The 26,142-nt window shown below is 68.7% G+C and carries 27 protein-coding genes and 1 riboswitch; of the genes, 14 read left to right on the top strand and 13 right to left on the bottom strand.

What is annotated here, in order from left to right; genetic code table 11:
• Window positions 1-90: 90 nt before the first annotated feature.
• Window positions 91-1,317 carry an MFS transporter gene (locus tag KUH32_RS05790; RefSeq protein ID WP_217777095.1) on the bottom strand — a complete coding sequence of 409 codons (1,227 nt, stop codon included), beginning with the start codon at window positions 1,315-1,317 and terminating at the stop codon, window positions 91-93.
• A gap of 106 nt (window positions 1,318-1,423) precedes the next feature.
• On the opposite strand from KUH32_RS05790, the gene KUH32_RS05795 reads away from it, so the two are divergent.
• Window positions 1,424-2,380: an aldose epimerase family protein gene (locus tag KUH32_RS05795; RefSeq protein WP_217777096.1), complete on the top strand. Its 957-nt coding sequence runs from the start codon at window positions 1,424-1,426 to the stop codon at window positions 2,378-2,380.
• On the opposite strand, the gene fliP is transcribed toward KUH32_RS05795, so the two are convergent.
• From fliP to fliF, 4 genes are read right to left on the bottom strand one after another with little or no spacing between them, the layout of a single operon-like run.
• Window positions 2,371-3,099, bottom strand: a complete 729-nt coding sequence (fliP, locus tag KUH32_RS05800) for a flagellar type III secretion system pore protein FliP (RefSeq protein ID WP_217777097.1) — start codon at window positions 3,097-3,099, stop codon at window positions 2,371-2,373. The two genes, KUH32_RS05795 and fliP, sit on opposite strands and share 10 nt — an antisense overlap.
• Window positions 3,100-3,102: 3 nt before the next feature.
• Window positions 3,103-3,390 carry a FliM/FliN family flagellar motor switch protein gene (locus tag KUH32_RS05805; RefSeq protein ID WP_217777098.1) on the bottom strand — a complete coding sequence of 96 codons (288 nt, stop codon included), beginning with the start codon at window positions 3,388-3,390 and terminating at the stop codon, window positions 3,103-3,105.
• On the bottom strand, window positions 3,383-3,988 hold the full coding sequence (locus KUH32_RS05810) for a FliH/SctL family protein (RefSeq protein WP_217777099.1): 606 nt from the start codon (window positions 3,986-3,988) through the stop codon (window positions 3,383-3,385). The genes KUH32_RS05805 and KUH32_RS05810 overlap by 8 nt, the downstream gene beginning before the upstream one ends.
• On the bottom strand, window positions 3,985-5,604 hold the full coding sequence (gene fliF, locus KUH32_RS05815) for a flagellar basal-body MS-ring/collar protein FliF (RefSeq protein ID WP_217777100.1): 1,620 nt from the start codon (window positions 5,602-5,604) through the stop codon (window positions 3,985-3,987). The genes KUH32_RS05810 and fliF overlap by 4 nt, the downstream gene beginning before the upstream one ends.
• A 114-nt stretch (window positions 5,605-5,718) precedes the next feature.
• Here fliF and KUH32_RS05820 point away from each other — a divergent pair, with 114 nt between their 5' ends.
• From KUH32_RS05820 to KUH32_RS05845, 6 genes are all read left to right on the top strand, one after another.
• Window positions 5,719-6,240, top strand: a complete 522-nt coding sequence (locus KUH32_RS05820) for a flagellar basal body-associated FliL family protein (RefSeq protein WP_217777101.1) — start codon at window positions 5,719-5,721, stop codon at window positions 6,238-6,240.
• A gap of 9 nt (window positions 6,241-6,249) precedes the next feature.
• Window positions 6,250-6,621 (top strand): DUF6468 domain-containing protein, encoded by a 372-nt coding sequence (locus KUH32_RS05825; RefSeq protein ID WP_217777102.1) that lies wholly within the window; start codon window positions 6,250-6,252, stop codon window positions 6,619-6,621.
• Window positions 6,618-7,214, top strand: a complete 597-nt coding sequence (locus KUH32_RS05830; RefSeq protein ID WP_217777103.1) for a MotE family protein — start codon at window positions 6,618-6,620, stop codon at window positions 7,212-7,214. The genes KUH32_RS05825 and KUH32_RS05830 overlap by 4 nt, the downstream gene beginning before the upstream one ends.
• 157 nt (window positions 7,215-7,371) lie before the next feature.
• A complete protein-coding gene (locus KUH32_RS05835; RefSeq protein WP_217777104.1) occupies window positions 7,372-7,920 on the top strand; it encodes a L,D-transpeptidase in 549 nt (182 codons plus the stop codon).
• A gap of 18 nt (window positions 7,921-7,938) precedes the next feature.
• The gene (locus tag KUH32_RS05840) at window positions 7,939-9,087 is read left to right on the top strand and encodes a geranylgeranyl reductase family protein (RefSeq protein WP_217777105.1); all 1,149 of its coding nucleotides are present in this window, start codon (window positions 7,939-7,941) and stop codon (window positions 9,085-9,087) included.
• Between the two features lie 96 nt (window positions 9,088-9,183).
• The gene (locus KUH32_RS05845; protein WP_217777106.1) at window positions 9,184-9,375 is read left to right on the top strand and encodes a hypothetical protein; all 192 of its coding nucleotides are present in this window, start codon (window positions 9,184-9,186) and stop codon (window positions 9,373-9,375) included.
• A gap of 37 nt (window positions 9,376-9,412) precedes the next feature.
• On the opposite strand, the gene KUH32_RS05850 is transcribed toward KUH32_RS05845, so the two are convergent.
• Together KUH32_RS05850 and KUH32_RS05855 are read right to left on the bottom strand one after the other, a co-directional pair.
• Window positions 9,413-9,676 carry a hypothetical protein gene (locus KUH32_RS05850; protein WP_217777107.1) on the bottom strand — a complete coding sequence of 88 codons (264 nt, stop codon included), beginning with the start codon at window positions 9,674-9,676 and terminating at the stop codon, window positions 9,413-9,415.
• Between the two features lie 76 nt (window positions 9,677-9,752).
• Window positions 9,753-10,436 (bottom strand): arylesterase, encoded by a 684-nt coding sequence (locus tag KUH32_RS05855; protein WP_217777108.1) that lies wholly within the window; start codon window positions 10,434-10,436, stop codon window positions 9,753-9,755.
• A gap of 16 nt (window positions 10,437-10,452) precedes the next feature.
• Here KUH32_RS05855 and KUH32_RS05860 point away from each other — a divergent pair, with 16 nt between their 5' ends.
• The 3 genes from KUH32_RS05860 (at window position 10,453) to KUH32_RS05870 (ending at window position 14,593) form a co-directional block, all read left to right on the top strand.
• Window positions 10,453-11,145 carry an ABC transporter ATP-binding protein gene (locus KUH32_RS05860; RefSeq protein WP_217777109.1) on the top strand — a complete coding sequence of 231 codons (693 nt, stop codon included), beginning with the start codon at window positions 10,453-10,455 and terminating at the stop codon, window positions 11,143-11,145.
• On the top strand, window positions 11,142-13,667 hold the full coding sequence (locus KUH32_RS05865) for an ABC transporter permease (RefSeq protein ID WP_217777110.1): 2,526 nt from the start codon (window positions 11,142-11,144) through the stop codon (window positions 13,665-13,667). Before KUH32_RS05860 ends, KUH32_RS05865 begins: the two co-directional genes overlap by 4 nt.
• Window positions 13,668-13,735: 68 nt before the next feature.
• Entirely contained in the window at window positions 13,736-14,593 is an 858-nt protein-coding gene (locus tag KUH32_RS05870; protein WP_217777111.1) for an inositol monophosphatase family protein, read from the top strand.
• Window positions 14,594-14,821: 228 nt separating this feature from the next.
• On the opposite strand, the gene gcvP is transcribed toward KUH32_RS05870, so the two are convergent.
• The 4 genes from gcvP to KUH32_RS05890 all read right to left on the bottom strand — a co-directional run bounded on the left by gcvP (window position 14,822) and on the right by KUH32_RS05890 (window position 20,031).
• On the bottom strand, window positions 14,822-17,671 hold the full coding sequence (gene gcvP / locus KUH32_RS05875; RefSeq protein ID WP_217777112.1) for an aminomethyl-transferring glycine dehydrogenase: 2,850 nt from the start codon (window positions 17,669-17,671) through the stop codon (window positions 14,822-14,824).
• Window positions 17,672-17,788: 117 nt separating this feature from the next.
• Window positions 17,789-18,151 carry a glycine cleavage system protein GcvH gene (gene gcvH, locus KUH32_RS05880; RefSeq protein WP_217777113.1) on the bottom strand — a complete coding sequence of 121 codons (363 nt, stop codon included), beginning with the start codon at window positions 18,149-18,151 and terminating at the stop codon, window positions 17,789-17,791.
• A gap of 22 nt (window positions 18,152-18,173) precedes the next feature.
• Window positions 18,174-19,295, bottom strand: coding sequence for a glycine cleavage system aminomethyltransferase GcvT (gcvT, locus tag KUH32_RS05885; RefSeq protein WP_217777114.1), 1,122 nt, complete (start codon window positions 19,293-19,295; stop codon window positions 18,174-18,176).
• A 157-nt stretch (window positions 19,296-19,452) separates the two neighbouring features.
• A riboswitch (glycine riboswitch) is annotated at window positions 19,453-19,539 on the bottom strand.
• A 6-nt stretch (window positions 19,540-19,545) separates the two neighbouring features.
• Window positions 19,546-20,031 (bottom strand): RrF2 family transcriptional regulator, encoded by a 486-nt coding sequence (locus tag KUH32_RS05890; protein ID WP_217777115.1) that lies wholly within the window; start codon window positions 20,029-20,031, stop codon window positions 19,546-19,548.
• A gap of 90 nt (window positions 20,032-20,121) precedes the next feature.
• On the opposite strand from KUH32_RS05890, the gene KUH32_RS05895 reads away from it, so the two are divergent.
• Entirely contained in the window at window positions 20,122-20,718 is a 597-nt protein-coding gene (locus KUH32_RS05895) for a gamma-glutamylcyclotransferase family protein (protein WP_217778317.1), read from the top strand.
• On the opposite strand, the gene KUH32_RS05900 is transcribed toward KUH32_RS05895, so the two are convergent.
• Together KUH32_RS05900 and gltX are read right to left on the bottom strand one after the other, a co-directional pair.
• Window positions 20,702-22,090, bottom strand: a complete 1,389-nt coding sequence (locus KUH32_RS05900; RefSeq protein ID WP_217777116.1) for an MATE family efflux transporter — start codon at window positions 22,088-22,090, stop codon at window positions 20,702-20,704. The two genes, KUH32_RS05895 and KUH32_RS05900, sit on opposite strands and share 17 nt — an antisense overlap.
• A gap of 6 nt (window positions 22,091-22,096) precedes the next feature.
• Window positions 22,097-23,434, bottom strand: a complete 1,338-nt coding sequence (gltX, locus tag KUH32_RS05905; protein ID WP_217777117.1) for a glutamate--tRNA ligase — start codon at window positions 23,432-23,434, stop codon at window positions 22,097-22,099.
• A 77-nt stretch (window positions 23,435-23,511) separates the two neighbouring features.
• Between gltX and KUH32_RS05910 the strand changes: the two genes are divergently transcribed.
• The 3 genes from KUH32_RS05910 (at window position 23,512) to KUH32_RS05920 (ending at window position 26,035) form a co-directional block, all read left to right on the top strand.
• A complete protein-coding gene (locus KUH32_RS05910; protein WP_217777118.1) occupies window positions 23,512-24,462 on the top strand; it encodes a 1-phosphofructokinase family hexose kinase in 951 nt (316 codons plus the stop codon).
• A gap of 16 nt (window positions 24,463-24,478) precedes the next feature.
• Window positions 24,479-25,015, top strand: a complete 537-nt coding sequence (thpR, locus tag KUH32_RS05915) for an RNA 2',3'-cyclic phosphodiesterase (protein ID WP_217777119.1) — start codon at window positions 24,479-24,481, stop codon at window positions 25,013-25,015.
• A 93-nt stretch (window positions 25,016-25,108) separates the two neighbouring features.
• Window positions 25,109-26,035, top strand: a complete 927-nt coding sequence (locus KUH32_RS05920) for an MBL fold metallo-hydrolase (RefSeq protein WP_217777120.1) — start codon at window positions 25,109-25,111, stop codon at window positions 26,033-26,035.
• The last annotated feature ends 107 nt before the right edge of the window (window positions 26,036-26,142 follow it).

Here is a 26,142-nt window from a genome sequence, read left to right on the forward strand (position 1 = left end):
CCCATGGGGGCGGGTCGGCGCGGCGCAACGGTGTCCGTTGCGCGGAACATGAAACCGAAGCGACGTGCCTCAGGTTTCAGGCAGGCCGCTTCAGGCCGTCGCAGGCACCGAACGGCCCGGCAGCCGTCGACCGCGGGTCAGGATCACCACCATGATCGCGATGTTCAACCCGTTCCAGACGATGCCGTTGACGAAGGCCCACTGGTAGGACCCGGTCAGGTCGTAGATCACCCCGGTCATCCAGCCGCCCAGGGCCATGCCGAGGATCGTCAGCATCATGACAAAGCCCACCCGCGCTCCGGCCTCGCGTGCGGGCAGATATTCCCGCACGATCACCGCGTAGGCCGGCACGATCCCACCCTGGCTCAGGCCGAAGATCAGGCTGACGACATAAAGGCTGACCAACCCGCCCGCCGGCAGGTAGAGAAACAGCGCGATGCATTGCAAGGTCGAGCCGATCAGCAGCGTCCGGATGCCCCCCAGCCGGTCCGACAACAGCCCCGACACGATGCGCGACGCGACCCCGCCCAGCAGCATCAGCGACAGCATTTCGGCGCCCGCTGCGGCGCCGAACCCGTAATCGACGCACAGCGCCACGATGTGGACCTGCGGCATCGACATCGCGACGCAACAGCCGATCCCCGCCAGGCCCAGCAACCAGGTGAACTGGCGCGGCGTGAACCCGGTCTCGCCGCGACGGGCGATGGTGGCGGTGTCGGCGGCGGCCAGCGCTTCGGGCGGGACGCGGCGGCGCAGGAATTGCGCGGCGGGCAGGATCGCGGCCAATGTCAGCACCGCCAGGATGCCGTAGACCGCACGCCAGTCTGCATCGGTGGCCACCGACCGGATCAGGATCGGCCAGATCGCGCCACTGAGGTAGTTGGCCGACGCCGCGATCGCCACGGCGATGCCGCGCCGCCGCTGGAACCACAGCGACACATCGGCGATCAGCGGCCCGAAACTGGCCGCGGTCCCGAAGCCCACCAGAAGCTGAACCAGGCTGAGCACCGCCATCGTCGGCGCCACCGCCGCCAACAGGTACCCCACGGCGCTCAGCACCGCGGCGGCGCACAGCGCCCAGGTGATCCCGAACCGGTCGACCGCGCGGCCGATCATCAGGTTGCCCAGGGCGAAGCCGATCATCGTCGTCGTGTAGGGCATCGAGGCCGCCGCCCGGCCCGAGCCGAATTCCGCCTGCACCTCGGGCAGGATCACGATGATCGCCCACATGCCGACATTGCCGACCACGCCGATCAGCAGCGTCAGGCCAAGACGCAGCCAGCTGTAACGGCTGTCGAACGGATCGGTTTCGGTCATGCCGTCAGGCTAAGCGCTTTGGCGGGGCCACGACAGCGCGAAAGCGACATGGGCTTGCCGGTGGCCGGTCATCCGGGGCATGACGACGACCAGGGAGGCGCCGCACATGACCGACGATCCGATCCGCAGACACGTTCTCGGCGACGGCGCCGTGTGTGTCACGGTGCTGTCCATGGGGGCCGCCGTGCAGGACTGGCAGGTCGGCGGGCGGCGCATGGTGCTGGGCTATGCCGATCCCGAGGATTATCGCGCCAATCCGATGTCGATGGGCGTGATCTGCGGCCGCGTGGCCAATCGCATCGGCGGCGCGCGGTTCGCGCTGGACGGCCGCGACTGGGTGCTGCCGGCCAATGACGGGCGCAATCATCTGCATGGCGGCCCGCGCGGCTTCGGCAGGCGAAACTGGGCGATGGAGACCGATGGCGACAACGCCGTCCGGATGACCCTGCATTCGCCAGACGGTGACATGGGATATCCCGGCGCGCTGGACGTGACGGTCGTGCTGCGCCTGTCGGGCCACGCTCTGACCTGGGACATGACGGCGATTCCGGACCGTGTCACGCCGGTCAACCTCGCCCAGCATCTGTATTTCTCGCTTGGCGTGGCGACCGTGCATGATCTGTCGCTGCGCGTGGATGCCGATGGCTTCACGCCCACCGCGCCCGACCTTGTGCCCACCGGACAGATCCTGCCGGTCCGGGGCCGGACCGATTTCCGGCAGGCGCGGCGGCTGGCCGAGGCCGATCCGCAGCGTCTGGGCCATGACGGCAATTTCGTGTTGCGCGGCAATGCCGATCCGGCGGCCGAGGCGACCGCGCCGGACGGCGTCCGACTGCGACTCCGAACCGATCAGCCCGGGTTGCAGGTCTACATGTCGAACAGCCTGCGCTCGTACGGCACGCCGCTGCCGGGCCAGCGTCATGACCGGTTCGCAGCGCTCTGTCTCGAGGCGCAGGGCTTTCCCGACGCGGTCAACCAGCCCGGTTTTCCATCGATCCTGTGCAGCCCCGACCAACCCTATCGGCAGGTCACGACGGTCGAGATCGCACCGGCTCAGAAATAGCTGCGCACCAGGCTTCCGGCCAGCAGCGCCCAGCCATCGGCCAACACGAAGAAGGCCAGCTTGAACGGCAGCGACACGATCGCCGGCGGCACCATCATCATGCCCATCGACATCAACACAGCGGCGACCACCAGATCGATGATCAGGAAGGGCAGGAAGATCAGAAAGCCCACCTGGAAGGCACGGGCGATCTCGGACAGCATGAAGCTGGGCACCAAAACGGATAGCGGCGCTTCGGGGGCCAGCGTCGTGCCGACCGCGTCGGGGCGCAGATCGGCCATCGCGGCATAGGTGTCGGGATCGGCGCGGGCGGCCATGAACTGCCGGAACGGCTCGATGGCGCGGGTCAGCCCCTCTTCCAGCGGGATCTGTTCCTCGACCAGCGGCGACAGGCCGGTTTCCCAGGCTTCGGTGAAAACCGGCTCCATCACGAAATAGGTCAGGAACAGCGCCAGGCTGACCAGCAGCATGTTGGGCGGCGATTGCTGCAGGCCAACCGCCTGGCGCAGGATCGCCAGCACCGTCACGATGAACGGAAAGCAGGTGATCATGATGGCGATGCCGGGCGCGAGGCTCAGCAGCGTGACCAGAGCGATCAGCTGCAGGCTTGCGGCGGTGACCGATCCGCCGCCTTCGCCGAGATCGAGGGACAGCTGCTGCGCTCCGGCCCAGTGCGGCAGAAACAGCAGGACCGCCAGCAGCGCCAGGCGCGCGGTCATGGTTCAGCCGGCCGGCTGGTTGTCGATGACGTCGGTGATGCGCACGGCCAGTTGCCCCGCTTCGCCGCCCTCGACCACCTCCAGCGCGCCGATGGCGATCAGCCGGTCGCCGACATACAGTTCGACGGGGTCGTCGAGCTTCTTGTCGAGCGACAGAACCGAGCCGTGCGTCAGTTGCAGAAGGTCGCGCACCGTGGGTCTGGCGCGCCCGACCGACACGACCACGTCGATCGGGACCGAGGTGAAGGGCGTGCCGTTCTTCTTGCGCGGCTGGGTCTGGACGTCATCCATGGGCGGTTTTTCTCCGTGTGTCGTAGGCAAAGCCCTGCACGGCGTCCTTGACACCCTGCAGCACCTCGCCCAGGTCGATCCGTCTTTCATCCCCGGCGAACCGGATATCGGCCTGGCCGTCGGCAAGGCTGTCGTCTTCGATCAGGCGCAGCGGAAATCCGAACGGCTCGTCAACGAGCGGCGCCAAGGCTTCGGCGTGAACGGGAGCGACCGCCAGATCCACCGCCAGCCCGTCGCCCTCGCGCGCGATGTCCTGAAGCTGGGCCACCAGGTGCAGCCTCAGCGCTTCCTGTTCGAGCCCGGGCAGAAGGACGGTCGCGATTTCGTTCAGCAGGGGCGTCATCGCCTTGAGCACGTGGCTGTAGGCCTCGTGATAGGTGAAGGACAGGTCCTGCAGGTTCTGCGCAAGGTCGCCGGCAATCCGCTTGCCGTCCTCGTTCTGGGCCTTGAGCGCATCGTCCCAGCCCGCGCGGTATCCCTGGTCGAAAGACTCGAGCCGAAGCTGTTCCACATCAACGCCGTCTGCTGCGACGGGGTCGGCGTCGCGAGCCCCGGGCCTGGTCCGGGCGAAATCCTCGAGAACCGACCGCAGGGTCACGACTGCACCTCTTCGGGGTCGTCCTCAAGCCAGCTGCGCAGGATCTCGACCGTCTCGGATTTGCGTTCCTCGATCAGACCGCGCAGACGGTCGACCGGATCTTCCGTGCTCGTCGCGTCGAAATCCATCATTCCCATGCCCGGGAAATCGCCGTTCGAGGCCAGCATCGGCAGATCGGCGGCGGTCTCTTCGGGGTCGATTTCGCCGGTAAGTGCCGGACCGGGCGCATCGCGCGGCCCTGGCAGAGCCATCCCGGGTGCCGGCAGCGCGGCGCCGCCGCGCGGCGACAGGACCGGTCGGACGACGAAGAGACCCAACAGCAGTGCCACCAGCGCGAGAGCCCCCACCTGGATGACCTGCATGATGTCCAGCGGCGCCGCGAGGATGCCCGCCGACGCCGCCTCGGTTCCCAGGCCCTCGGGGCGCTCGAAAGGCAACGAGTGCAAGGTGATGACGTCGCCGCGGGCTTCCTCGAACCCCACCGCCGACGCCACCAGGTCGCGCAGGGCGGTCAGTTCGGTCTCGGGCAGCGGAACGAACTGCGCCGAACCGTCGGCTGCGGTTTCGTAGCTGCCGTTGACCAGAACCGCGACGGTCAGCCGCTTGACCGCCCCGGGCAGGCGCGTGACCTCGCGCATGGTTTCGGACACTTCGTAATTCACCCGCTCGCGGGTCTCGGAATTCTGCGAGCTCGAGTTTTCTCCTCCCGCGGCATCGCCATCGGGCAGGTTCGACGCCACGGTGACGGCGCCGCCGCCGCTGTCCTGCGCGGAATTGCTGCGCTCCTCGGTATCGGTCGATACCACCACGCGGCCCGCCGGATCGAAACGGCGTTCCCGGATCGATTCGCTTTCGGTCACGGTGTCGACGCTGACTTCGACCACCGCATTGCCCAAGCCCACCCGTGCCTCGATCAGGCGCTGCACGCGGTCGCGCAGTTGCGCCGCCCGGTCCTCTCCGGTCATCGGTCCGCCGATTTCCTCTTCGGACGCAATCAACCCGCCCTTGCCATCGATCACCGCGACGCCATCGGGATCCAGGCCGGGCACTGCCGAGGCGACGAGGAATTTCAGCGCCCGCGCCTGCGACGGATCCAGCACGCCGCCCGTCGTCGTGACCGAAACCGAAGCCGATGCGGTCACGTCGCGCTGAAACGGGTTGGCCGAGCCGTTGGCGATATGCACCCGGGCCGACGCGATATGCGGGGCCGACACGATGGTGCGGGCCAGTTCGCCTTCCTTCGCACGCCAGTATGCGGCGTCGAACATCTGCGATGTCGTGCCGAAACCCGACAGCGTATCGAGCAGTTCGTAGCCTTGCGTGGAATTCGCCGGCAGACCTTCGGCGGCCAGGGTCATGCGCAGCCCGTCACGCTGCGCCACGGGAACGAAGATCGCGCCGCCGCGAATGTCAAAGGCGACACCGCGGCTTTCCAGCGCCTGCACCACGTCGCCGGCGGCACCGTTTTCCAGACCGGAATAGAGAAGCGCCATGTTCGGCTGCGCCGCGATGCGTGCAAGGGCGAGCACCGCGAGCATCATCGCGACCGTGGCAAGACCGACCACGACGCGGCGACCGGGCGACAAGGCGCCCCAGACTGACAGGACCTGCTGCAAGACCAACCTCCGTCCAAACCTTCTGTTCGGATGGCGGCACCTTGACCCGATCAGGCTTAACAATCGGTTAGCCCCTTTGACCTTATCGTCACGGCAATCGCAAAGAGGTTGAGAATGTCTGATACGACCGTTGCCGACGCTCCACCACCGGCGTCGAAAAAGGGAAAACTGCCTTTGATCCTTGGGCTTGTCCTGGCCCTGGCCGGCGGCGGCGGCGGCTTTTTCGCCGTCCAGTCCGGTATGCTCGACGGGCTTTTGGGCGGCAAGTCGGGTGATTCCCACGCCGCCCCCGACAAGGCGGCCAAGGATGACCACGACGATGGCAAGGGGGTCGGCGATATCGCTTTCGTCGAAATCCCGCCGCTTGTCATCTCGCTGGGCCCGAACAGCACCGCCCGGCATTTGCGCTTCACCGCCAGCCTCGAGGTGCCCAAGTCTTCGACGGGCGAGGTCACGACGCTGATGCCGCGCATCCAGGACGTTCTGAACGGCTATCTGCGCGCGCTGCGCCCCTCCGATATCGAATCCCCGGGCGCCTTGATCGAACTGCGCGCGCAGATGCTGCGCCGCATCCAGATGGTCGTCGGGTCCGGCAATGTCCGCGACCTGCTGGTCATTGAATTCATGTTGAACTGAGAGGCCGGGATGGATCTGATCGCCGATATCCTGCTCGCCGCCGGTGCCCTTGGGGCCGGCTTTTACTGTTTCATCCTGTCGCGGCGCCTGACCCGGTTCACCGACCTGGAAAACGGCGTCGGAGGGGCCGTGGCGGTGCTGTCGGCGCAGGTCGACGACTTGACCCGCACGCTGGCCCAGGCGCGCAAGGCGGCGGGCGAATCCGGCACCCGGCTCGAGGTGCTGACCGATCGCGCCGAAGACGTGGCCAAACGGCTCGAACTGCTGGTGGCCTCGATGCATGACGTTCCGGCGACACCGGCGCAGACCGCGCCGGCCGAACCGGTCGAGCGGGCCGAGCCGATTTTCGTGCGCCATCCGCGCAACGGGGCGTTGCGATGACGGCGCCGGTCCGCAAACCGGGCAAACGCCGCCGCACGCGCGGCGCGCTGGCGGTCATCGGGGGGTTGCTGGTGACTTCGGCGGTCCTGCGGCTGGCTTTGGGCGCCGAGGCCGCTCTGGCGTTGGCGCCCGGCGATGCGGCGTCGGCCGGTCAAGCGCCCGAAGCCCGGGAATGCCGCTCTTCCGACGACATCGCCCCGGTTCTCGCGGCGCTGCAGGCGCGCGAAGACCGGCTGGATGGCCGCGAACGGGATCTCAAGGTGCGTTTGCAGGCCCTGACAGTGGCCGAGACCGAAATCGACCGTAAGCTGGCCGCGCTCGAGGCAGCCGAACAGAAGCTGCGCGCAACGCTGGCCCTGGCCGAAACCGCGGCCGAGGACGACCTGACGCAGCTCACCGATGTCTATTCCAGCATGAAGCCGAAACAGGCCGCCGCGTTGTTCGAGGCGATGGACCCGGCCTTCGCCGCGGGTTTCCTGGGCCGGATGCGGCCCGAGACCGCCGCGACGATCATGGCCGGCCTCAGCCCCGAAACCGCCTATGCCGTGTCGGCGATCCTGGCGGGCCGCAATTCCGAGGTGCCCAAGCCCTGACATGCGCAATGGCCCGGCATGGGCTTTCGCGTCGCGGCCGGCGGGGGGATGTTGCACACACGCCATCGTGACGCGGGTCCGGTCCGTTGGGCCATTGATTTGCAGGGTCCGTTCGGCACAATGGGGTCTGTTTTGAAATGGAAAGACGAGTGCTGCCATGATCACCCGCCGTACATTTGTCGCCGCCGCTGCCGCAACCGCCGCCCTTCCGGCGCAGGCCTTCGAGATCGAACCGGTGTTCCGGCCGCAGCAGGTGCGCATCAAGAAAGACCTTCAGCCCGGCCAGATCCTGATCCTGCCGCGGGCACATTTCCTGTATTACGTGAACGGCCCCGGCCAGGCGATGCGCTATGGCGTCGGCGTCGGCAAGGCGGGTCTCGAATTCACCGGCAACGCCGTCATCCAGGTCAAGAAGGAATGGCCGACCTGGCGCCCGACCGACGAGATGATCGAGCGCGAGCCGCAGCTCTACACCAAGTTCATCGACAACGACTACGTTCAGCCCGGCGGCCCGGAAAACCCCCTGGGCGCGCGGGCGCTCTACCTGTTCCAGAATGGCCGCGACACGTATTTCCGAATCCACGGCACCACCGCGCCCCGATCCATCGGCCGGTCGGTGTCGAACGGCTGTATCCGGATGCTGAACGAACACGTCATTGACCTGTACCAGCGCGTCCCGATCGGCACGCCGGTCACGGTTCTCTGACGGCGCGGCGGCCAGTCCATGGCCGCCTTCGACCTGATCGTGCTCGGCGCCGGCCCGGCCGGTGCCGCGGCGGCGACGGTCGCGGCCCGCGCTGGCCTTGCCGTCGCACTGGTCGACAAGGCCGCGTTTCCGCGTGACAAGCTGTGCGGCGGCGGGCTGACCGGCCGAGCCCTCGGACAGTACCGGCAGATCTTCGAACGCGCCGCGCCGCCGGTTGCGACCGAATGGCGGGCCGAGATCACCTTTCGCGCGTTCGGCACCGATCTTGGCACCCTCGGCGACGTGCCGCCGCTGGCGATGATCATGCGCCGCGCCTTCGATGCGTCGATGGTCGACGACGCGCGGGCCGCGGGGGCAACCCTGTTCACCGGAACCGGACCGACCGGCCTGGACGCGGATACCGGCCGCGTCGACCTCCCCGGCATCCGGCTGAAAGCACCCCTTCTGGTGGCGGCCGACGGGGTCAACAGCCCGGTGGCCCGGGCGCTGTTCGGCGCCGCCTTCGACCGCAACCGGATCGGTTTCGCGCTCGAGGTCGAACAGCCGGATACGGATCGGCCGCTGCGAATCGATTTCGGGGCTGCGGACTGGGGCTATGGCTGGCAGTTTCCGAAAACGACGGGCACGACGATCGGGGTCGGGGGCGTATTGGCCCGCAACACCGACATCAAGTCCCGCCTCGCGGCCTATCTGGCCGATCTCGGAATCGACGATCCGGCGCCCGTGAAGGGCCAGTTCCTGCCCTTCGGCGACTTTCGCCGCCTGCCCGGCAAGGGCCGTGTCCTGCTGGCCGGCGACGCCGCGGGGCTGGTCGACCCGATCACCGGCGAAGGTATCGGCTACGCGTTGGAAAGCGGCGCTCTGGCCGCCCGGGCCGCCGCCGCCGCGCTGGCGGCCGGACGACCCGACGGGGCGCTGCGGCACTACGCAAAGGCGCTTGCACCGGTTCACCGCGCCATCCGCCAGGCCGGTTGGCTGCGCAACCTGATGTTCCGCCCGGCGTTCCGACCCGCCTTCATCCGCAGCTTTCGGCGGTCGCGGAATCTCAAGTTCGCCTATCTCGACGTGATGGCGGGAACGATGGAATACGACCGGCTGCTGCGCCGCATGACCGCCCGGCTGCCGGCCTTCGCCTGGCAAGCGATGGGCGGGAAATGGCCGATCTGAGGCCCATGCGCGTTGAATGCCTAATTCCTGCCCTAATTTCCCGTATTAAGTGTTTCGTAACCTGCGCGCTGCAAGCTGCACCCAAGGGAGCCATGCATGGCGATCATAGCACTGATATTCGGAAGCGTTCTGGGCACCCTGGCGGGCTTGCTCGGCTGGACGCTGTTCGGATTGTCGGTTGGATCGGTGTTGGCGCTTTATCTCGGCACCAGCCTGTCCTTCGTCGTCCTGCCCAGGATTCCCTGCCTGCTGCGCAGCGTGATGCGGCGCGGCGCCCCACAGGTCTGACAGGACCGGCCTGACGCCTTTCCGGGCAAATCGACCGTCACAGCAGAACGTGGATCACCAGCAGGTTCGGAACGATCAGCGCCGCGGCGATGCAGAACAGCTTGGCCAGGTGCGACGCTTTTGCAAAGGCAGAGCTTTCCTCGAGCGCATTGCCATAGGCCAGCGCGGCAAAGACAAGGGCGCCGGCCTGGCCTTCCTCGATGCGCCGGTTGCGCAAGAGCGCGGCCTTGGCCGAAGCATACCGATCTTCCAGCTTTCGCCGCTCTTCGAGGCTTTCCAGGCGGTCATCAACGTTGGACATGGCGTGTCTCCCTTGTTCGGTCGCACCAGATGGCGCGGCGTCGCCGGTTGACAAGGGTCGCGGACGGAACGCGGCGTCAATCCGCCGCGGCGCGGTCGATCAGGCGTTCGACCGCGGGTCCGAGAGCGGCGACAATGCGGGCGACGCCCTCGCGATTGGGATGGATGCCGTCCGCCTGCATGAACCGCGCCAGATCGGCGGGTGCTGCCGGTTCGGCGCCGGGTTCGCGCAACCCGTCGAAAAACGACGGCACCAGCAGGGCGTCATAGCGCTCGGCCAGTTCGGGATACATCGCGTCGAACGCCGCCTTGTAGTCGGGGCCATAGTTGCCGGGCGCCTGCATGCCGACCAGCAAGACCTCGACCCCGGCCTCCTGCGCCACCTGCAGGATGCCGTCCAGATTCCGGCGCGAAAACGCCGGGTCGATGCCGCGCAGCAGGTCGTTGCCGCCCAGCGCCACGATCATCGCGTCGGTGCCGGGACCCAGCGACCAGGCCGCGCGTGACAATCCGCCCGCGGTGGTGTCGCCCGACACGCCCGCGTTGACGACACGCACATCGTGGCCCCGCGCCGCCAGCCACTCGGTCAATTGCGGCACCAGACCGTCCTGGATCGGCAGCCCGTACCCCTCGGTAAGGCTGTCGCCCAGCGCGACGATTTCGACCGGTTCGGCGGCCGCCGGTGCCACGGCCAGCACCCCCGTCAGAACGATTGCCTTGCTGAGAGCACCCCAGGCCCCATATGTGAAAGCACGCAACATCCCGGTGCTCCTTGTCATGTCCGATTCCGTCATTGCCCTTAAAGATGTGAACCTCAGCCTGCAGGGCAATGCCGGCCGGGTGGATATTCTGCACGATATCACCCTCGACGTGCCGCGCGGCACGTCGCTGGGGCTGATCGGGCCCTCCGGGTCGGGCAAGTCGTCGCTTCTGATGCTGATCGGCGGGCTGGAACAGGCCAGCAGCGGCAGCGTGACGGTGCTGGGACGCGACCTGACCGCGATGTCCGAAGACGCGCTGGCGCGCTTCCGGCGCGACAACATGGGCGTGGTGTTCCAGTCCTTCCACCTGATCCCCACCATGACCGCGCTGGAAAACGTCGCCACGCCGCTGGAACTGGCGGGCCATCGCGACGCCTTCGACCGCGCCCGGGCCGAGCTCGAGGCCGTCGGCCTGGGCCACCGGCTGGACCACTACCCGGCGCAGATGTCGGGTGGGGAACAACAGCGCGTGGCGCTGGCCCGCGCCCTGGCGCCGCGCCCGGCGATCCTGCTGGCGGACGAACCCACCGGCAATCTCGACGGTGCCAACGGCCAGGCGATCATCGACCTGCTGTTCGGGCTCAGCGACCGCCACGGCGCGACGCTGATACTGGTCACTCATGCCACCGACCTCGCCAACCGCTGCGACCGGGTGGTGCGGCTGACCGACGGGCGCATCGACGAACCCGCGCGAAAGGCCGCCGAATGACCCTGCGCACCGCCGCCCGGCTGGCGCGCCGCGAATTGCGCGGGGGCCTGCGCGGGTTCCACATCTTCCTGGCCTGCCTCGCGCTGGGCGTCGCCGCCATCGCCGGGGTCGGCTCGGTGCGGGCGGCGATCGAGGCCGGGATGTCCGCCCAGGGCGCCGAACTGCTGGGCGGCGACGCGCTGGCCGAATTCACCTACCGCTTCGCCGACGACACCGAGCGCGCCTGGCTCGAGGACCGCGCGGTGCAGGTGTCCGAGATCGTCGATTTCCGGTCCATGGCGGTGGTCGACCGCGGCGGCGAGACCGAGCGTGGCCTGACCCAGGTCAAGGGCGTCGATGCCGCTTATCCTCTGAAAGGCGCGGTGCGGCTCGATCCGCCGATTACGCTGGAACAGGCTCTGATATCCGGCGATCAACCCGGCGCGGTGATGGCCCCCGTGCTGGCCGACCGGCTGGGCCTGTCCATCGGCGACAGGTTCAAACTGGGCACCCAGAGTTTCACCCTGACCGCGCGGCTGCTGGCCGAACCCGACGATGCCGGCGACGGTTTCGGCCTGGGTCCGCGCACCATCGTCCGGACCGACGCGCTGGCCGGGTCGTCCCTGCTGGAACCCGGCTCGCTGTTCGAAACCGAATACCGCCTGTCCCTGCCCGAGGGCACCGATCTGGCGGCCCTGCAATCCGAAGCCGAGGCACGGTTCGAGGAAACCGGCCTGCGCTGGCGCGACGCCCGCAACGGCGCGCCCGGCGTGGCGCGCTTCGTCGACCGGCTGGGCGGGTTCCTGGTGCTGGTCGGCCTGTCGGGCCTGGCCGTGGGCGGCATCGGCGTGTCCTCGGCGGTGCGCGCCTATCTCGCCTCCAAGACCAGCGTCATCGCCACGCTGCGGACGCTGGGCGCCGACCGGGCGACGATCTTCCAGACCTATTTCCTGCAGATCGGCGCGCTGGCGCTGCTGGGCATCGCGTTGGGGCTGATCCTCGGCGCGGCGGTGCCGCTGCTCTTCGCGCCGCTGATCTCGGCCTCGCTGCCGATCCCCACCCTGTTCGCGCTCTACCCCGCCCCGCTGGCCGAAGCCGCGCTCTACGGCGTGCTGACCGCGCTGCTGTTCACGCTCTGGCCGCTGGCCCGCGCCGAAGAGGTGCGCGCCGCAGCGCTGTTCCGCGACGCGCTGGATCGCGCCCGCGCGTTGCCGGCGCCGCGCTATGTGGTGCTGACGCTTCTCCTGATCGCCGCTCTGGTCGGCGTGGCGGTGGCGTTTTCCGGTGCGCCGGCGCTCACGCTCTGGACCGCGGGCGGCCTGCTGACGTCGCTGGTGATCCTCGCACTGGCCGCCTTCGGCATCCGCCGCCTCGCCCGGCGCGGCACACCTGCTGCGCGCGGCCGCCCGGCGCTGCGTTGGGCGCTGTCGGCCATCGGCGGGCCACGCGACGCAGCCGGCGCGGCGGTGCTGTCGCTGGGATTGGGCCTGACCGTGTTGGCCGCCATCGGCCAGATCGACGGCAACTTGCGCACCGCCATCGCCCGCGACCTGCCCGAAGTCGCGCCGTCCTATTTCTTCGTCGACATCCAGAAAGACCAGATGCCGGGTTACATGGACCGGCTGCAATCCGACCCCGCCGTCAGCCGGATCGACAGCGCGCCGATGCTGCGCGGCATCATCACCCGCATCAACGGGCAAAAGGCGTCGGATGTCGCCGGCGAACACTGGGTGCTGCGGGGCGACCGCGGCATCACCTATGCCGAAACCCCCGACGCCCGCACCACCGTGACCGCGGGCGAATGGTGGCCGGCCGGCTACGACGGCCCGCCGCAGATCAGCTTCGCGGCCGAGGAAGCCGAAGAACTGGGCCTGAAACTGGGCGACGCACTGACCGTCAACATCCTGGGGCGCGACATCGACGCGACGATCACCAGCTTCCGCGAGGTCGATTTCTCGACCGCGGGCATCGGGTTCGTGATGACGATGAACCCCGCCGCCCTGCAAGGCGCGCCGCATACCTTCATCTCGACGGTCTATGCCGACGAAGCCGCCGAGGCGGCGATCCTGCGCGATCTCGCCAGCGCTTATCCCAACATCACCGCGATCCGGGTGCGCGACGCGATCGAACGGGTCTCGTCCCTGCTCGACGGCATTTCCGAGGCCGTCCGCTGGGGCGCCGCCGCCACCCTGCTGACCGGGTTCCTGGTGCTGATCGGTGCCGCGGCAGCCGGAGAGGGCGCCCGCACCTACGAGGCCGCGCTGCTCAAGACGCTGGGCGCCAGCCGCGCCCGCATCCTGCAAAGTTTCGCCCTGCGCGCCGCCCTGCTGGGCGCGGCGGCCGGGCTGGTGGCGCTGCTGGCGGGCATCCTGGGCGGCTGGGCGGTGATCCGCTTCGTCATGGAGGGCGACTTTGCCGTGATCTGGCCCTCGGCCATCGGCATCGTGACCGGCGGCGTGGCGGCGACGCTGCTGGCCAGCCTGGCATTCGCCTGGCGTCCGCTGGCCGCCCGGCCCGCCCGGGTGCTGCGGGCGCGCGAATAGTCGCCTTGAACGCCGGCCGGCGGGCTGACACACCTGAGACCAGCCATAGCCGACCCGGGGGATTCGCCTTGACCGACCAGCTGCCCATGCCCGTCACCGCCCTGACCCGCGCCCAGCGCAACGCGGTGATGAACCTCGTGCGCCGCGCCGCCCGGGCCGAGATCATGCCGCGCTTCCGCAACCTGGGCGCGCACCAGATCGACCAGAAATCCGGGCCGCAGGACCTGGTGACCGAAGCCGACCGCGCCGCCGAGGCGATGATCGCCCGCGGGCTTCAGGCGATGTTCCCGCACGCCCTGATCGTGGGCGAGGAACACGCCACCGACCACCCGGAAATCCTCGACCGCATCGCCGAGGCCGAGCTGTGCTTCACCATCGATCCCGTGGACGGCACCTGGAACTATGCCCACGGCCTGCCGCTGTTCGGCGTGATGCTGTCGATCCTGCGTTTCGGCCTGCCGGTCTTCGGCCTGCTGTTCGACCCGGTGGTCGGCGACATGATCTGGGCCGATACCGACACCACCGCGCAGTTGCAGAACGCCCGCCGCCTGTCGCGCCCGGTGCGCGCCTCGGCCGGCGGCCCGGTGGAAAAACTGGTGGGCTCGGTGCCGCTCTACCTGGTGCCGGCCGACAAGCAGGCGCAGACCGCCGCGACCCTGCCGCGTTTCGCCCGCGCGGTCATGCTGCGCTGCGCCTGCCACGAATACCGGATGCTGGCGCAGGGCCAGCTCGATTTCGTGCTGTTCGCCAAGATGACCGCCTGGGATCACCCCGCCGGCGCGCTGATCGCGAAACAGGCCGGCGGCCATGTCGCCATGCTCGACGGGTCCGACTATCGCGGCGACGTCAAATCCGGCTACCTGCTGGCCGCCTCGGACGCCGCCACCTGGGGCCGCGTCCGCGACGTGTTCGACTTCCTGCTCTAGGCAGACCGGCGGACTGCTGAAGCAGGCTGGCGGAAACCTGAGATACGTCGCTTCGAATTCATGTGCCGCGCAACGGGCACCGTTGCGCCGCGCCGACCCGCCCCCATGGGGCGGCGCGATTGCGCCACCCCGCGGGTCGGCGCTAACGGAGTGGCCGTTTGATGTCTCTGGGTTCAGGCACGCCGCAGCCGATGCGCGGCGGGCCACCCCGGGCCTGACGAGCCGCCCCTACTCCGCCGCTTCGGCGTAATCGCTCATCGGCGGGCAGACACAAACCAGGTTGCGGTCGCCATAGACGTTGTCGACCCGGTTGACCGGCGGCCAGTATTTGTCGACCCGAAACGCGCCGGGCGGGAAACAGCCCTGTTCGCGCGAATAGGGCCGGTCCCAATCCTTGACCAGGTCCTCCATCGTGTGCGGCGCCAGTTTCAGCGGGTTGACCTCGCGGTCCATCTCGCCCGCCTCGATGGCGCGGATCTCTTCGCGGATGGCCAGCATCGCGTCGCAGAACCGGTCCAGCTCGGCCTTGGTCTCGCTCTCGGTCGGCTCGACCATCAGCGTGCCCGCCACCGGCCAGCTCATCGTCGGCGCGTGGAACCCGCAATCGATCAGCCGCTTGGCGATGTCCTCGACCGTGACGCCCGCGCTTTTCTCGAACGGCCGCACGTCCAGGATGCATTCATGCGCCACCCGGCCCTGGCTGCCGCGATAAAGCACGTCGAACGCCCCTTCCAGCCGCCGCGCGATGTAATTGGCGTTCAGGATCGCCACCCGCGTCGCCTGGGTCAGGCCGCCACCGCCCATCATCAGGATGTAGGCCCAGGAAATCGGCAGCAGCGACGGCGACCCGAAGGGCGCGGCGCTGACCGGTCCGGCGCCCTTGGCGTTCAGCGGATGGCCGGGCAGGTGCGGGATCAGGTGTTCCTTGACGCCGATCGGCCCCATGCCCGGCCCGCCGCCGCCATGCGGGATGCAGAACGTCTTGTGCAGGTTCAGGTGGCTGACATCGCCGCCCAGGTCGCCGGGCCGCGACAGCCCCACCATCGCGTTCATGTTGGCGCCGTCGATATAGACCTGCCCGCCATGGTCATGGGTGATCTTGCAGACCTCCTGCACCGTCTCCTCGAACACGCCATGCGTGCTGGGATAGGTGATCATGCAGGCCGCCAGCCGGTCGGAATGCCTTTCCGCCTTGGCGCGGAAATCCTCCAGGTCGATCGACCCGTTCGCGTCGCATTTCACCGCCACCACTTCCCAACCCACCATGTGGGCGCTGGCGGGGTTGGTCCCATGGGCATTGACCGGGATCAGGCAGACATCGCGCTGCCCCTGCCCGCGCGCCACCTGCCAGTCGCGGATCGTCAGCAGCCCGGCATATTCGCCCTGCGCGCCGGAATTGGGCTGCATGGAAATCGCGTCATAGCCGGTGATCGTGCACAGCTTGGCGTTCAGATCGTCGATCAGCGTCTTGTAACCCTTCCACTGGTCCTCGGGCGCATAGGGATGGATCAGCGAGAACTCGCGCCAGCTGACCGGCATCATCTCGGCGGCCGAATTCAGCTTCATCGTGCAGGACCCCAGCGGGATCATCGCCCGGTCCAGCGCCAGGTCGCGGTCGGCCAGCCGGCGCATGTAGCGCATCATCTCGGTCTCGGCCCGGTTCATGTGAAACACGTCGTGCTGCAGGTATTCGCTCTGCCGCAGCAACGCCTCGGGCAGCCGGTATTCCGGCGTCAGGTCGTCATCCTTGCGCACCAGGCCGAAGGCGCGCCAGACCGCCTCGATGATCTCGGGGCGCACCGCCTCGTCCATGGTGATGCCGACCCGCGACTTGCCGACCTTGCGCAGGTTCACGCCTTCGCGCACCGCGGCCTGCAGCACCCCGCGCTGCAACAGACCCACATCCACGGTGATCGTGTCGAAATAGACCGCCGGCTCCACCTTGAAGCCCGCCGCCTCCAGCCCCTTGGCCAGGCGCACGGTCTTGCGATGGATGCGCTGCGCGATGGCGCGCAGACCCTTGGGGCCGTGAAAGACGGCATAGAACCCCGCCATCACCGCCAGCAGCGCCTGCGCGGTGCAAACGTTCGACGTGGCCTTCTCGCGGCGGATATGCTGCTCGCGGGTCTGCAAGGCCAGCCGATAGGCGCGGTTGCCGTGGCTGTCGATGGAAATGCCGACGATGCGGCCCGGCATGGCGCGTTTATAGGCTTCGCGGCAGGCCATGTAGGCGGCATGCGGCCCGCCGAACCCCATCGGCACGCCGAAACGCTGCGTGCTGCCCACGGCGATGTCGGCCCCCATCGCGCCCGGCTCCTTCAGCAGGCACAGCGCCATCGGGTCGGCGCTGACGATGCCGATCGCGCCCGCTTCGTGCAGCGCCGCGATCTGGTCGGTGAAGTCGCGCACATGGCCATGGGTGCCGGGATACTGGAACAGCGCGCCGAACACGGTGTCGGCCTCCAGCGCGTCCGGACTGCCGACGATCACCTCGATCCCCAGTGGCTCGGCCCGCGTCCTGACCACCGCGATGTTCTGCGGATGGCAGTTCTCGTCGACAAAGAACGCCCCGGCCTTCGACTTCGCCACCCGCTGCGCCATGGTCATCGCCTCGGCGCAGGCCGTGGCCTCGTCCAGCAGCGACGCGTTGGCGATCTCGAGCCCCGTCAGGTCGCAGACCATGGTCTGGAAATTCAGCAACGCCTCCAGCCGGCCCTGGCTGATCTCGGGCTGATAGGGCGTATAGGCGGTATACCAGGCCGGGTTCTCCAGGATGTTGCGCTGGATCGCCGGCGGCGTGACGGTGCCGTGATAGCCCTGCCCGATCAGCGAGGTCAGCACCTTGTTCTTCGCCCCGGTCACCCGCATGTGGTGCAGCAACTCGCGCTCCGACATCGGCTTGCCGAAGTCCAGCTTTTCCGCCTGCCGGATGTCCCTGGGCACCGTCTGGTCGATCAGCGCGTCCAGCGACGGCACGCCCAGCACCTCCAGCATCTCGGCCATTTCCTCGGGCGACGGCCCGATATGGCGCCGGTTGGCGAAATCGTAAGGCAGGTAATCGATCGGCTGATAGCTCATTCCGTTCTCCGTCGCATGCGGGTCCAGACCTTCTCTGGTTCGAAAATATCCCGGGGGTGAATTGGCCCCATAGGGGCCAAGAGGGGGCAGCGCCCCCTGCCCCCCTTCTCCCGGCCCCTATCCGATGAATTTCTTGTAGGCGGCCTCGTCCATGTAGTCGTCCATCGCCGACAGGTCGTCCGGCTTGATCCGAAAGAACCAGGCCTCGCCCTCGGGATCGTCGTTGACCTTGCCCGGCTCGTCGGCCAGCGGTTCGTTGACATCGACGATCTCGCCATCCAGCGGCGCCAGGATGTCGGATGCGGCCTTGACGCTTTCGATCACCACGATCTCGTCATCCTTGCTGACGGTCTTGCCGACCTCCGGCAATTCCACGAACACCACGTCGCCCAATTGCTCGGCGGCATAGGCGGTGATGCCGACGGTCACGATTCCCTCGTCATCGACATCCAGCCATTCGTGTTCTTCGGTGTATTTCATGTCCCTGTCCCTTCTGTCCGGATCACCGTTTGAATCCTGCCGGCACGAAGGGCAGGCTGGCAACAGAAACCGCCAGCCGCTTGCCCCGCACCTCGCCCCACAGCCGCGTGCCCGGCTCGGCCAGGGCGGCGGGCACGTAACCCATCGCCACCGGCGCGCCCAGGCTGGGCCCGAACCCGCCCGAGGTCACGCGCCCCGCCGCAGTGCCGCCCGTCTCGGCATCGAACAGCGCCGTGCCCTCGCGCATCGGCGCCCGACCCTCGGGCCGCAACCCGACCCGCCGCATCGCGGGCGGGTCGGAAAATTCTCCCAGAATTTTCGCCGCGCCGGGAAAACCGCCGGCGCGGTCGCCGCCGCTGCGGCGCACCTTCTGGATCGCCCAGCCCAACCCAGCCGAAACCGGCGTCGTGGCGGCGTCGATGTCATGGCCGTACAGGCACAGCCCGGCTTCCAGGCGCAGCGAATCCCGGGCCCCCAGTCCGATCGGCGCGACGCGACCGTCGGCCAGCAGCGCCCGCGCCAGCGCGACCGCGGCGGCCTGCGGCACGGAAATCTCGAACCCGTCCTCGCCGGTATAACCCGACCGCGACACCCAGCATTCGGCCCCCGCTAGCGGCAGCGTCTCGACATCCATGAACCGCATGTCCCGCACGCCGGGATGATGCTCGGCCAGCACCGCCTCGGCGGCCGGTCCCTGCAACGCCAGCAGCGCCCGGCTCTCCAGCAGTTTCACGGTGATGCCCAGCGGTTCCAACGCCGCGCGCATCCGCGCCACGTCCGGCTCCTTGCAGGCGGCGTTGACCACGACGAACAGGTGATCGCCGCGATTGGCGACCATCAGGTCATCCTCGATCCCGCCATCGTCATTGGTGAACAGGGCATAGCGCTGGCGGCCCTCGGCCAGCCCGGCGATATCCACCGGCACCAGCGACTCCAGCGCCGCCGCCACGCCATCGCCGCGCAGCACCACCTGGCCCATATGGCTGACATCGAACAGCCCGGCCTGCGCGCGGGTGTGCAGATGTTCCTTCAGCACGCCATCGGGATATTGCACCGGCATCTCGTAGCCGGCAAAGGGCACCATCCTGGCGCCCAGGTCGATATGCAGATCATATAGCGCCGTGCGCTGCAAAGCGTCGCCCATGGGCCCTCCGGTTTTTCATCCCGGTTCGCGATGCTGCGCAATTCCGGGCATTCCCGACACCGGCGCAAACCGGTGCCACGAATGCCCCCTCTGTCCTTTCGCCTGAGATCGTTATCCCTTCGGCGGACGCCCTGCGGCGTCACTCTCCAGAGTGTTCGGTATCCCGTCGGTCCCTTGCGCCTGAGAGTTTCCGGGGCGGTTGCTCCTTCGGCACCGGCCAGGCCGGTTCTCCCGTCGAGATAGGCCCTGATTAATGCACCGCCGCGCGCCGCGCAACTGCGCTTTCGGCCGTTCTGCAGCGCCCCGTGGTGCCCAGCAGCGCCATCAGGGGTTCGTTGTCGCAGGTCAGCGTGTCCAGCGTCAGCGGGTCCAGCGTCTTGAAGAACGCCTCGGCCGCGTCGTTCAGCGCATCGCGCAGACGGCAGCAATCGCTGAGCGGGCAGGTATTGTCGACATCGCCGAAACACTCGGTCATCGGGATGCGGCTCTCGATCGTGCGGAAGATCTCGCCGATGACGATCTGGTCCGGCGCCCGCGCCAGTTCCAGCCCGCCGTTGCGGCCCCGCTGCGTATGCAGGTAACCCAGCTGCGCCAGCTGGTTGATGACTTGCGCCAGATGGTTTTCCGAGGCATTCGTGGCCCGGGCGATCTCGGCCTTGGTCACCAGCCGGTCGGAATTCGCCGCGCAGAACATCAGGACGCGCATGGCAATATTGCTTCGTTTCGTGACTCGCACCGTCTCGCTCCTTATCGGTCGGGTAAGGGTTTGAATACATCACTCCCAGGTAAATGAATTGACATAAGTCAATTGGGGTCCAATTTGCGAATCGGCGATGCATATTTCTTCGGATACGGGTCCCTGGTGAATCGCCTGACCCATGGCTATACGCCCTGCCACAAGGCGCGCCTGCGGGGCTGGCGGCGGGCCTGGCGCTATACCGCGGCTCGGCAGGTGGCCTATCTGACCGTCATCGCCGATCCGGGTTGCGAGATCGACGGGTTGATCGCCCCGGTGCCCGAAGACGGCTGGCGCGTGCTGGATCACCGCGAACGCGCCTATGACCGGCTGCCCGCCAGCCACGCGGTCAGCCATGCCGCGGGCGGCGATCCCGAAATCGCCGTCTACGCCATCGCTCCCAACCGGCTGCACCTGCCCGATGCCGATCACCCGGTGCTGCTCAGCTATATCGACGTGGTGATCCAGGGCTACCTTGCCGAATACGGCCGCGAAGGCGCCGAACGCTTCGTCGCCACCACCACCGGCTGGGATGCGCCGGTGTTCGACGACCGCGCCGCGCCGGTCTATGCCCGCGCCCAGCGCCTGACCGGCCCCGAACGGAATTTCGTCGATGCGGTGCTGCGCGAGACCGGCTGCAAGCCTTTCGCCGCGCCGCTCGACCGTGCGCCTACCGGCGATGCATGAACAGCGACAGCAATCGCGCCTGGCGCTGAAACGGCTCTGACGTCTGCGCTCCGCCGCGCTCGGCCATCACCCGCCGCGCCAGCACCCAGGCCAGCACCGCGAAAAGCACGCCGCCCGCGGCCTGTCCGATCAGCACACCCGGCGCGCCCAGCAGCGCCGCGCCCGCGATGACGAACGGGATCGTGCCCACCGTGTGCCGGCCCCAGTTCACCCAGGTCGAATAGAACGGCCGACCCAGGTTGTTGAACGCCGCGTTGGCCACAAAGATCACGCCGTTGAAGAAGAACGCCAGCGCCAGCGGCCCGCAGAACAGATAGACCAGGTCGCGGGTGACGCCGTCGGCGTCGAACAGCGCGGCGATGGGCGCGCGCAGACCGAACAGCAGCGCCGCCATGCCGGCCACGAACAGCGCGGTGAACAGCAGCGCGGCGCGGAACGCCTCGGCCACGCGGGCGGCGTTCCCGGCGCCGTAATTCTGACCGATGATCGGCCCCACCGCGCCCGACAGCGCAAAGATCACCCCGAAGGCCAACGGCGTCAGCCGCGCGACGATCGCCATGCCGGCCACCGCCGCTTCGCCGAACTCGGCCATGGCGCGGGTGACATAGGCCTGGCCCACTGGCGTGGCCAGCTGGGTCAGGATCGCCGGCAGCGCGATGGCCAGCACCGGGCGCAGATCGGCGGCCAGCGCGCCCGGTGCCGGCCGGGTGAACCCGCCATAGTGGCGGACCAGCGGCAGCACCGCGGTGGCCGCGATCACCAGCCGCGCCGCGACGCTGGCCAGGGCCGCGCCGGTCAGCTCCAGGTCCAGCCCGAAGATCAGGATCGGGTCCAGCACCGCATTGGTCAGCCCGCCCCAGATCGTCGCCATCATCGCCCGGCGCGCGTCGCCATGGGCGCGCAGGATCGCGCCGCCCATCATGCCGACCATCAGGAACGGCAGGGTCGGCACGATGATGCGCAGGTAGGACACCGCCAGCGCCGCCGTCTCGCCGCTGGCGCCCAGCAGGGCGACGAACCACGGCACGCAGACCCAGACCGCCGCGGCAAAGACCGCGCCGAAGGCGACGCCGTAGATCAGCGCATTGGTGGCCTTCAGCCGCGCTTCGTCGGGTTGCCCGGCCCCCAGCGCGCGGGCCACCAGCGCGCCCGCGGCGATCGCCATGCCGATCCCGAAGGAGGTGGTGAAGAACAGGATCGCCCCGGCATAGCCCACCGCCGCGGCCAGTTCCGCCTTGCCCAGCATGGCGATGAAGACCATGTCGATGAAGTCGACGGCAAAGATCGCCATCAGCCCGACCGACGCGGTCAGCGACATCACCGTGACATGCGCAAACAGGTTGCCGGAGAGGAACTTGGCCCGCTCCGACATGCGCGCCTACCCGCCGGCCAGACGCCGCGCCGGCACCTGTTGCAGCAAGGGCATCACGTCGGCCATCTCGGGTCCGCGCTCGCGGCCCGTGACGGCCTTGCGCAGCGGCATGAACAGCGCCTTGCCCTTGCGGCCCGTCGCCTCCTTGACCGCCGCGGTCCAGTTGGACCACGTGTCATGATCGAACGGACCGTCAGGCAGCAGCGCCATCGCCTGCGCGACAAAGGCGCGGTCCTCTTCGGTGACCAGCGGCTCGGCGCCTTCGGAGAACAACCGCCACCAATCCTTGAGATCGGCGCGCTTGACGATGTTCTCGCGGCAGACCCGCCAGAACAGCTCGGCCTTGTCCGCCGGCACGCCGATCTGCGCGATCTCGTCGGCGATCTCGGCAAAGGGCAGCTCGTGCAGCTTGCGCGCGGTCAGCGGCCACAGGTCGCCGGCGTCGAACTTGGTCGGCGCGGCGCCGAATTGCGACAGGTCAAAGCCTTCGGCGATCTCGTCCAGGCTCAGCCGCAGCTCGACCGGCTGGCTCGACCCCAGCCGCGCCATCAGGCTCAGCAGCGCCTCGGGTTCGACACCCTCGTCGCGCAGGTCGTGCAGGCTCAGCGTGCCCAGCCGTTTCGACAGCGACTCGCCCTGCGGACCGGTCAGCAGCGAATGATGCGCAAAGACCGGCGGCGTGCCGCCCAGGGCGCGCATGATCTGGATCTGGGTCGCGGTGTTGGTCACGTGGTCGGACCCGCGCACCACATGGGTCACGCCCATCTCGGTATCGTCGACGACCGAGGCCAGCGTGTACAGGATCTGCCCGTCGGCGCGGATCAGCACCGGGTCCGACACGCTGGCGGCGTCGATCGAGATGTCGCCCAGGATGCCGTCGGGCCACTCGATGCGCTCCTGGTCCAGCAGGAACCGCCAGACACCGGCGCCGCGCTCGGCCTGCAGTTTCGCGCGGTCGGTCTCGCTCAGCGCCAGCGCGGCGCGGTCATAGACCGGCGGCTTGCCCATGTTCAGCTGCTTCTTGCGCTTGAGGTCCAGTTCGGTCGGCGTTTCCCACGCCTCGTAGAACCGGCCCATCCGGCGCAATTCGTCCGCCGCGTCCTCGTATCGGTCCAGCCGGTGCGATTGCCGCTCGATCCGGTCCCAATGCAGGCCCAGCCAGTCCAGGTCGCGCTTGATGCCGTCGACATATTCCTCTTTCGACCGCTCCGGGTCGGTATCGTCGATGCGCAGGATGAACGTGCCGCCCGCCTTGCGCGCGATCAGGTAGTTGAAAAGCGCCGTGCGCAGGTTGCCGACATGGATCCGGCCGGTGGGCGACGGGGCGAAACGGGTGGTGGTCATGGGCGCCTCCTGACAGAGGCTTGCCATTCCACAGGCGGGCCGATTTGTCTAGGGTCGCGGCAGCATCGGAGACACTCATGACCGAGATTCTGACGATCACGCTGAACCCCGCGCTGGACCTGTCAACCAGTGCGCCGCAGGTCGTGCCCGGCCCGAAACTGCGCTGCGCCGCGCCGGTCGTGGAACCGGGCGGCGGCGGGATCAATGTCAGCCGCGTGGTGCATATCCTGGGCGGCGCCTCGCGTTGCCTGGTGGCCCTGGGCGGCAAGACCGGCGAACGGCTGGGCGCGCTGCTGGGCGCGGCGGGGCTGGATGTCGTCGCCATGCCGGCGCCGGGCGAAACCCGGCAAAGCCTGGCCGTCACCGATGACGGCAGCGGCGCGCAATACCGCTTCGTCCTGCCCGGACCACGCTGGGGCGAAGGCGATGTCGCCGCGGCGCTTCAGCTTGCCCAGGACACCGCGACCGCGAACGCCATCGTCGTGGTCAGCGGCAGCGCACCGCCGGGCGTGCCGGTCGATTTCACCGCCCGGCTGACCGCGGCGCTGACCCCGCAGGGCGCCCGGGTGATCGCCGACACGTCGGGCGCGGCGCTGGCGCATCTGGCCGAAGGCGGGCGCGCGGCGATGCCCGAGATCCTGCGCATGGACAGCGAAGAGGCCGAGGGCCTGGCCGGCCGCGCCCTGCCCGAACGCCGCGACAGCGCCGATTTCGCCGCTTCGCTGGTGGCGCGCGGCGCGGCGCGGCAGGTGATCGTGGCGCGCGGTGCCGACGGCTCGGTCCTGGCCAGCGGCGACGGACACTGGCACGTGCTGGCGGCGGATGTGCCGGTGCGCAGCAAGATCGGCGCGGGCGACAGTTTCGTCGGCGCCTTCACCTTCGCGCTGGCGCGCGGCGACACGCCCGACCGGGCGCTGGCCTGGGGCCAGGCCGCGGCCTCGGCCACGGTGACGACCGAGGGCACGCAGCTCTGCCCGCGTGCCCTGGTTCAAGAGCTGCTGCCGGCCTGCCCGGTCACGCCGCTCTGACCGGGCCGCGACCGCCATGCGCGCCTTCGTCGCCCTGCCGCTGCCCGATGCGCTGATCGACCCGGTTCAGGCGATCCAGGCCCGCCTGCCCGCCGGGCGCGCCGTGCCGCAGGACAACCTGCACCTGACGCTGGCCTTTCTCGACGACCAGCCCGAGGACGCGCTGGCCGAGATCGATTTCGGCCTGTCGGCGCTGCGCGCCGCACCGGTGCCGCTGCGGCTGGCCGGTCTGACCAGCTTTGGCGGCGATCACGGCCAGGCACTGGCGCTGATCGCCGATCCCGACCCGGCGCTGATCGCGCTGCACGACGCGGTGCGCCGCGCGGTGATGGCGGCGGGCGTGACCCTGCCCCGGCGCCGCTTTCGACCCCATGTCACCATCGCGCGGCTGCGCCGGGGCGACACCGCCCGGCCCGACATGCAGGCCGCGCTGGCCACACAGGCCGGTGTCGCGCTGCCCCCGGCCTTGGCCGACAGGCTGGCGCTGGTCGGCTCGACCCTGGCGCCGGGCGGCGCGCGGCACGAGATCCTGGCCACCTACCCGTTGGGTTGAGCGTTTTCGCGCAGCGCCCTGCGCAAAAGCGCACGCAAGACAGTCCGCGATTCCGGGCTACCTTACGCAGCGGAACCATACAGGGAGTCCATGATGTCACAGAAATTCACCCTCTCCCGCCGCGCCGCGCTGGCCGGCGCCGCCGCCCTGCCGCTTGCCGCCACCGCGCTCAGGGCCGGCAGCCATGCCGCGCCGATGCAGGGCGCCCAGGTGCCGCGCGTCAACCGCGTCATGCTGGGCGATTTCGAGGTCAGCACGCTGCTTGCCGGCACCGCCACGCGGGATGAGCCGCAGACCATCTTCGGCATGAATGTCAGCGCCGAGGAATTCGCGCAGGTCTCGGCCGAGGCCAAGCTGCCCATCGACAAGGCACAGTTCTTCTTCACGCCGACGCTGGTCAATACCGGCTCGGAACTGATCCTGTTCGATACCGGCCTGAATCCCGAAGGCATCACCGCCGCGGTTCAGGCGGCCGGCTACGGCACCGACCAGGTCACCCATGTCGTCATCACCCACATGCATGGCGATCATATCGGCGGGCTGATGGGCGAGGGCGGCGAAACCTTTGCCAATGCCGCCTATATCACCGGCCAGGCGGAATACGACCACTGGGCCGCCGCCGGAAACGAGGGTTTTGACGGCAAGGTCCGGCCGCTGGCCGAAAAGATGACCTTTCTCGGCGATGGCGGGGCGGTGACCTCGGGCATCACCGCGATGGCGGCCTTCGGACACACGCCCGGGCATATGGGCTACATGCTGGAAAGCGGCGGCAAGCAGCTGATGCTGATCGCGGACCTTGCCAATCACTATGTCTGGTCGCTGGCCTACCCGGATTGGGAAGTGCGCTTTGACGCCGACAAGGCCGCCGCCGCCGCCGCGCGCCGAAATGTGCTGGGCATGCTCGCCGCCGATGGTGTGCCCTTCGTGGGCTACCACATGCCGTTCCCGGCGCTGGGCTATGTCGAGACCCGCGGCGAGGGGTTCCATTACGTGCCGCATTCCTACCAGCTGATGCTGTAACGCGGATTGCGCCGCGCCTGTCGGCGCGTCGCCACGGGGGGCGGGCGCGGCCTGACGGCCGCGCCCGCCCCTTTGCGTCTGCCGCGCGGCCTTGCCCGGTGTCGGGA

Source organism: Thalassococcus arenae (assembly GCF_019104745.1).
Taxonomy (GTDB): Bacteria; Pseudomonadota; Alphaproteobacteria; order Rhodobacterales; family Rhodobacteraceae; genus Thalassococcus_B; species Thalassococcus_B arenae.

Coding starts and splice junctions, on each gene's coding strand:
- KUH32_RS05790 (WP_217777095.1), bottom strand. CDS start 1,317: ATGACCGAAACCGATCCGTTCGACAGCCGTTACAGCTGGCTGCGTCTT.
- KUH32_RS05795 (WP_217777096.1), top strand. CDS start 1,424: ATGACCGACGATCCGATCCGCAGACACGTTCTCGGCGACGGCGCCGTG.
- fliP (WP_217777097.1), bottom strand. CDS start 3,099: ATGACCGCGCGCCTGGCGCTGCTGGCGGTCCTGCTGTTTCTGCCGCAC.
- KUH32_RS05805 (WP_217777098.1), bottom strand. CDS start 3,390: ATGGATGACGTCCAGACCCAGCCGCGCAAGAAGAACGGCACGCCCTTC.
- KUH32_RS05820 (WP_217777101.1), top strand. CDS start 5,719: ATGTCTGATACGACCGTTGCCGACGCTCCACCACCGGCGTCGAAAAAG.
- KUH32_RS05825 (WP_217777102.1), top strand. CDS start 6,250: ATGGATCTGATCGCCGATATCCTGCTCGCCGCCGGTGCCCTTGGGGCC.
- KUH32_RS05830 (WP_217777103.1), top strand. CDS start 6,618: ATGACGGCGCCGGTCCGCAAACCGGGCAAACGCCGCCGCACGCGCGGC.
- KUH32_RS05835 (WP_217777104.1), top strand. CDS start 7,372: ATGATCACCCGCCGTACATTTGTCGCCGCCGCTGCCGCAACCGCCGCC.
- KUH32_RS05840 (WP_217777105.1), top strand. CDS start 7,939: ATGGCCGCCTTCGACCTGATCGTGCTCGGCGCCGGCCCGGCCGGTGCC.
- KUH32_RS05845 (WP_217777106.1), top strand. CDS start 9,184: ATGGCGATCATAGCACTGATATTCGGAAGCGTTCTGGGCACCCTGGCG.
- KUH32_RS05850 (WP_217777107.1), bottom strand. CDS start 9,676: ATGTCCAACGTTGATGACCGCCTGGAAAGCCTCGAAGAGCGGCGAAAG.
- KUH32_RS05855 (WP_217777108.1), bottom strand. CDS start 10,436: ATGTTGCGTGCTTTCACATATGGGGCCTGGGGTGCTCTCAGCAAGGCA.
- KUH32_RS05860 (WP_217777109.1), top strand. CDS start 10,453: ATGTCCGATTCCGTCATTGCCCTTAAAGATGTGAACCTCAGCCTGCAG.
- KUH32_RS05865 (WP_217777110.1), top strand. CDS start 11,142: ATGACCCTGCGCACCGCCGCCCGGCTGGCGCGCCGCGAATTGCGCGGG.
- gcvP (WP_217777112.1), bottom strand. CDS start 17,671: ATGAGCTATCAGCCGATCGATTACCTGCCTTACGATTTCGCCAACCGG.
- gcvH (WP_217777113.1), bottom strand. CDS start 18,151: ATGAAATACACCGAAGAACACGAATGGCTGGATGTCGATGACGAGGGA.
- gcvT (WP_217777114.1), bottom strand. CDS start 19,295: ATGGGCGACGCTTTGCAGCGCACGGCGCTATATGATCTGCATATCGAC.
- KUH32_RS05900 (WP_217777116.1), bottom strand. CDS start 22,090: ATGTCGGAGCGGGCCAAGTTCCTCTCCGGCAACCTGTTTGCGCATGTC.
- gltX (WP_217777117.1), bottom strand. CDS start 23,434: ATGACCACCACCCGTTTCGCCCCGTCGCCCACCGGCCGGATCCATGTC.
- KUH32_RS05910 (WP_217777118.1), top strand. CDS start 23,512: ATGACCGAGATTCTGACGATCACGCTGAACCCCGCGCTGGACCTGTCA.
- thpR (WP_217777119.1), top strand. CDS start 24,479: ATGCGCGCCTTCGTCGCCCTGCCGCTGCCCGATGCGCTGATCGACCCG.
- KUH32_RS05920 (WP_217777120.1), top strand. CDS start 25,109: ATGTCACAGAAATTCACCCTCTCCCGCCGCGCCGCGCTGGCCGGCGCC.